Raw genomic sequence first — 4253 nt, forward strand, 5'->3', positions numbered from 1 at the left:
CGCGAGGCCGCCGCGGCCACTTCCTGCGGGTCTTCGCCGCCGGCGAAGTGCGTGAGCTCCTGCGGCTCCGAGAGGCGGGGCCGGTGCGGGCGCAGGACGCCCGAGGCGCTCGAGCTGGCGCCGCGGCCGGCGGGCAGGCGGTGACGTGCCATGGGCGGGGCTCCCTTCGAGGGCGCATCGGGGTGAGGATGTGGTCGCCGGAGGCGGCGGCCCCGTCCACGGTAGTGCCCCGCACGCCTGGGCTACCATTGGAGGGCACCCGCGAGGGTCGCCGTCGTCGGCCGCACGCCGTCGTCGTCGGCCGCGGGTGAGGGCCTTTAGCTCAGCTGGCAGAGCATCGGACTTTTAATCCGCCGGTCGCGGGTTCGATCCCCGCAGGGCCCACCGGAAAGCGGCCCCTGACCGGGCATGACGCCCGGTCAGGGGCCCCTCCCTAGGATGGAGCCATGAGCCCCACGCCCACACCCGTCACCGAGACGATCAGTTCCGGCCACAGCGTGGTGTGGTCGCGCCCGCCGGAGGAGCGCGCGGGCACGGACCTGGTCCTCGTGTTCCACGGGTACGGCTCCAACGAGGTCCGCGCGGCGCGCCGCCACTTCCCGATGCTCCCGGAGCGGTGCACCGGCCTGGCGGTGCGCGGCGGCTTCGAGATCGACGAGACGGCCTCCGAGAGCCCGGGCGACCCCGGCGCGCACGGCTGGTTCCTGCTCGACCTGCTGCTGCAGTCCGACTTCGCCCAGGTGCTCGCCGCCGCCCACCGCGTGTTCGACGTGCTCTCCGCCGAGGAGGTCGTGGCGGCCGGCTTCCGCACGGTCTCGGTGCTCGGCTTCTCCCAGGGCATGGCCATGGCGACGACGGTCCTGCGTCTGCGTCCCGAGGCGTTCGCCTGCGGTGTGGGCCTGAGCGGCTTCGCCGTCGACAACGAGCTGCTGGCCATGCTCGACTCCCCGGCCGAGGGACCGGGCCCGCGCCCGTTCTTCTGGGGCCGGGACGCCGAGGATCCCGTGATCCATCCGGACGCCGTCGCCCACACCCGCGCGTGGGCCGAGGAGCACACCCGCCTGACCGTGCGCACCTACCCCGGGATCCTGCACGGGACCGGCCCCGACGAGGTCCGTGACGTGCGCATCTTCCTCGAGCATTCCCTGCGCGCGGCGACGCCCGGGTCCTGACCGCGGGGATCGCGCGCCGATACTCTGGCGCGCATGGCAAAGAACTCGACGATCGGCCGGTACGCGTCCGGGAAGGTGAAGGACTTCGGGCTGAAGTCGGCACTCGATGAGAACGGCGAGCCCACGGAGGGCTTCGAGAAGGCCCTCTCCACGGTGTTGGCGGTCCAGCGCCCCCTGGTCCTGAAGAACATCCAGCGCATGGCGGCGAAGCACCCGGGGGAGAGCCCGGAGCGTCTCGCCGAGCGGCTGGGGCAGCAGTACCTGACCACCGTCACGGGGGCCGGCGCCGCCGTGGGCGGCACCGCGATCGTCCCCGGCATCGGCACCGTGGCTGCTCTCGGCCTGTCCGGTGCCGCGGTCGTCGGCTTCCTGGAGGCCACCGCCCTCTACGCGCAGTCCCTCGCCGAGCTGCACGGCATCACCACGCAGGACCCGCAGCGCGCCCAGGCCCTCGTCATGGCCCTCATGCTCGGCGACGACGCCAAGGAGCTGCTCCGCGAGGCCGCCGCCAAGGCCGGCCGTCCCTACGACCCGCAGTCCAGCCTCAACGCGCTCGCGGGCACCGCCTCCGGCACCGGCATCAGCGCGTTCGTGGTGAATCGCCTCAAGAGGACGTTCATGCGCAAGATGCTCCTGCGGCAGGGCGCCGGCTTCGTGGGCCGCGCCGTGCCGTTCGGCGTGGGCGCCGTGATCGGCGGTGTGGGCAACCGCGCCATGGGCAAGGCCGTGATGGAGAACGCCAAGGAGCTCTTCGGCCCCCTGCCGATGGTGATCCCCGGCGAGATCCGTGAGGGCGCCGCGCGGGAGCGCGCCGAGGGGGAGCCGGAGGGCACCAAGGACGACGGCGGCGTCCTCGGCGCGATCCGTCGCGCCCTGCCCGGCGGCAAGGACGAGAAGGACAACAGGCAGAAGAAGGGCAACCCCGCCGCCTGACGGCCCCGCCCCCGCGCTTTCGAACGTGAGAGAGGCCCTCTCTCACGTTCGAAAGCGCCCATTCGCCCCATTTCACGTTCGAAAGTGCGGGGCTGGAGCCGCGGCTCAGAGGAGCAGCGTGGCCACCCCGTGGATCGCCAGGCCCGCGAGCGCGCCGACGATCGAGCCGTTGATGCGGATGAACTGCAGGTCCTTGCCCACGAACAGCTCGAGGGTGCGCGCGGTCTGCTCGCCGTCCCAGCGGGCGACCGTCTCCTCGATCACCCCGGTGAGCGCCGGGCCGTAGGAGCTCAGCGCATACGCCGCGGCGCGGCGGGCGTGGCCGTCCACGCGGTCGCGCAGCTCGGGGTCCTCCTGCAGGCGGGCGCCGAGGTCGCGCAGGGCGGCCACGAGCGCGCGATGCAGGTCGGAGGACGGGTCCTCGAGCGCGTCCAGGAGCGAGTCCCGCAGGGAGACCCAGGCCCGCCCGGCCCACGCGCGCAGCCGTTCGTCCGCGAACAGGTTCCGCTTGAACCGCTCCACCGAGGCGCGGGTGGCGGGCTCGTTCCGCATCTCGTCGGCGAGGCGGTCGAGCCAGTCGTCGACGGCGCGGCGGGCCTCGTGCTGCCGGTCGCGGCGGATGCCGGCGAGATACTTGAGGGTCTCGGCGTGCAGTCGCTCGGCGAGGAGGCGGTCCACGAGGTCCGGGCTCCACTCGGGGGAGCGACGGCGCACCGTCTCGACGAACAGCTCGGGGTGGGCGGCCACCCAGTCCCCGGTGTGGGCGACCACGAGGTCCACCACGCGCTCGTGGTGCCGTCCGGCCACCACGTCCTCCAGCACGCCTGCGAGCGTGGGGGACCAGTCCGGGGCCACCATGTGGCGTTCCATCAGCTGGCGCAGCAGCTCCTGGACGGCGTCGTCGTCGGCCGCGGCCATGGCGCCCCGGGCCGCCGTCGCGATCTCCCGGGCGGTGCGAGCCGCGTTCTCCTCACGGCGCAGCCAGCCGCCGGCGGCCTCGGCCACCTTCAGTCCGTCGACCTTCTCGTGGGCGACCTCCGAGTCCAGGAAGTTCTCCTGCACGAACTCGGTCAGCGCGGCGCCGAGCTGGTCCTTCTTCCGCGGGATCAGGGCGGTGTGCGGCACGGGCACACCCATCGGGTGGCGGAACAGCGCCGTGACCGCGAACCAGTCCGCCAGTGCGCCGACCATGCCGCCCTCCGCGGCGGCGCGCACGTAGCCCCACACCGGGTGGGCGTCCTGCAACGGGAACGCGACCACGAACACCACGGCCAGCAGGATGAGCAGCCCCAGGGCGACGGCCTTCATGCGCCGCAGGCCCGCCGCGCGTTCGAGGGCGCCGGCGCTGAGCAGCTGCTGGGCGGGGTCGGGGGAGAAGGACACGGCAGGCTCCTGATCGCGTGCACCGAATGGTCCCCACCAGTTAACCAGCCGGGCACCCTGCGGTGACGTGGTCGGCACACGCGCTCCCTAGCCTGGCGGCGTGCCCGCCCTCGTGATCGCCCACCGCGGTGCCTCCGTCGCCTTCCCCGAACACACCCGCGCCGCCATGCTCCACGCCCTCGCCGTGGGCGCGGACGGTCTCGAATGCGACGTCCAGCTCACGCGGGACCGCGAGGTCGTCTGCTGGCACGACCCCACCGTGGACCGCACCTCGGACGGGCGCGGCGCCGTCGCGGACCACACGCTCGAGCGTCTGCGCGGCCTCGACGTCGTCTCGTGGCACGCCCGGCGCCCGGGGGCCGAGCCCACCACGACGACGACGCCGCCCGCCGCGTACGGCGGCGCGGGGGAGCAGGTGCTCACCCTGGCCGACCTCCTGGCGATCGCGACGGCCGCGGACCGGCCGCTGCGCCTGGCCGTGGAGCTCAAGCATCCCTCCCCGTTCGGGCATGAGCTCGAGGAGCGGGTGCTGCGGGAGCTGCTGCGGGCCGGCTGGGATCCGGAGACCGGCCGGGTGGGTCAGGTGCAGGTGTCCCTCATGAGCTTCCATCCGGACGCGCTGCGCCACGTGGCTCCGCTGGCCGGCACGGACCCCCTCTGCCCCCTGATGGACCTCATGCCGACGGAGCTGCCGACCCGGCTCGCGCGGGGGCCGCTGAGCCGGGCGGCGGTGCGTGCGGCGGCGCGTCAGTCGCTGGCGGGGTC

General features: G+C 73.9%; 4 protein-coding genes and 1 tRNA gene. 4 read left to right on the forward strand and 1 reads right to left on the reverse strand.

Annotated elements, in window-relative coordinates; translation table 11 throughout:
* Positions 1-311: 311 nt before the first annotated feature.
* From D8M29_RS09050 to D8M29_RS09060, 3 genes are all read left to right on the forward strand, one after another.
* A tRNA-Lys gene (locus tag D8M29_RS09050) sits at positions 312-384 on the forward strand.
* A gap of 62 nt (positions 385-446) precedes the next feature.
* Positions 447-1172, forward strand: a complete 726-nt coding sequence (locus D8M29_RS09055; RefSeq protein ID WP_127435419.1) for an alpha/beta hydrolase — start codon at positions 447-449, stop codon at positions 1170-1172.
* A 33-nt stretch (positions 1173-1205) separates the two neighbouring features.
* Entirely contained in the window at positions 1206-2105 is a 900-nt protein-coding gene (locus D8M29_RS09060) for a hypothetical protein (protein WP_127435420.1), read from the forward strand.
* A gap of 105 nt (positions 2106-2210) precedes the next feature.
* Here D8M29_RS09060 and D8M29_RS09065 read toward each other — a convergent pair whose 3' ends face one another.
* Positions 2211-3488 (reverse strand): DUF445 domain-containing protein, encoded by a 1278-nt coding sequence (locus tag D8M29_RS09065; protein ID WP_127435421.1) that lies wholly within the window; start codon positions 3486-3488, stop codon positions 2211-2213.
* 100 nt (positions 3489-3588) lie between these two features.
* Here D8M29_RS09065 and D8M29_RS09070 point away from each other — a divergent pair.
* On the forward strand, positions 3589-4253 hold a 665-nt coding region (locus D8M29_RS09070), incomplete at its 3' end, for a glycerophosphodiester phosphodiesterase family protein (protein ID WP_127445917.1).

Source organism: Micrococcus sp. HSID17227 (genome assembly GCF_003989405.1).
Taxonomy (GTDB): Bacteria; Actinomycetota; Actinomycetes; order Actinomycetales; family Micrococcaceae; genus Micrococcus; species Micrococcus luteus.

What these genes read in the sequence shown, in the direction of transcription:
- D8M29_RS09055 (WP_127435419.1), top strand. Translation starts at nt 447, where the DNA reads ATGAGCCCCACGCCCACACCCGTCACCGAGACGATCAGTTCCGGCCAC.
- D8M29_RS09060 (WP_127435420.1), top strand. Translation starts at nt 1,206, where the DNA reads ATGGCAAAGAACTCGACGATCGGCCGGTACGCGTCCGGGAAGGTGAAG.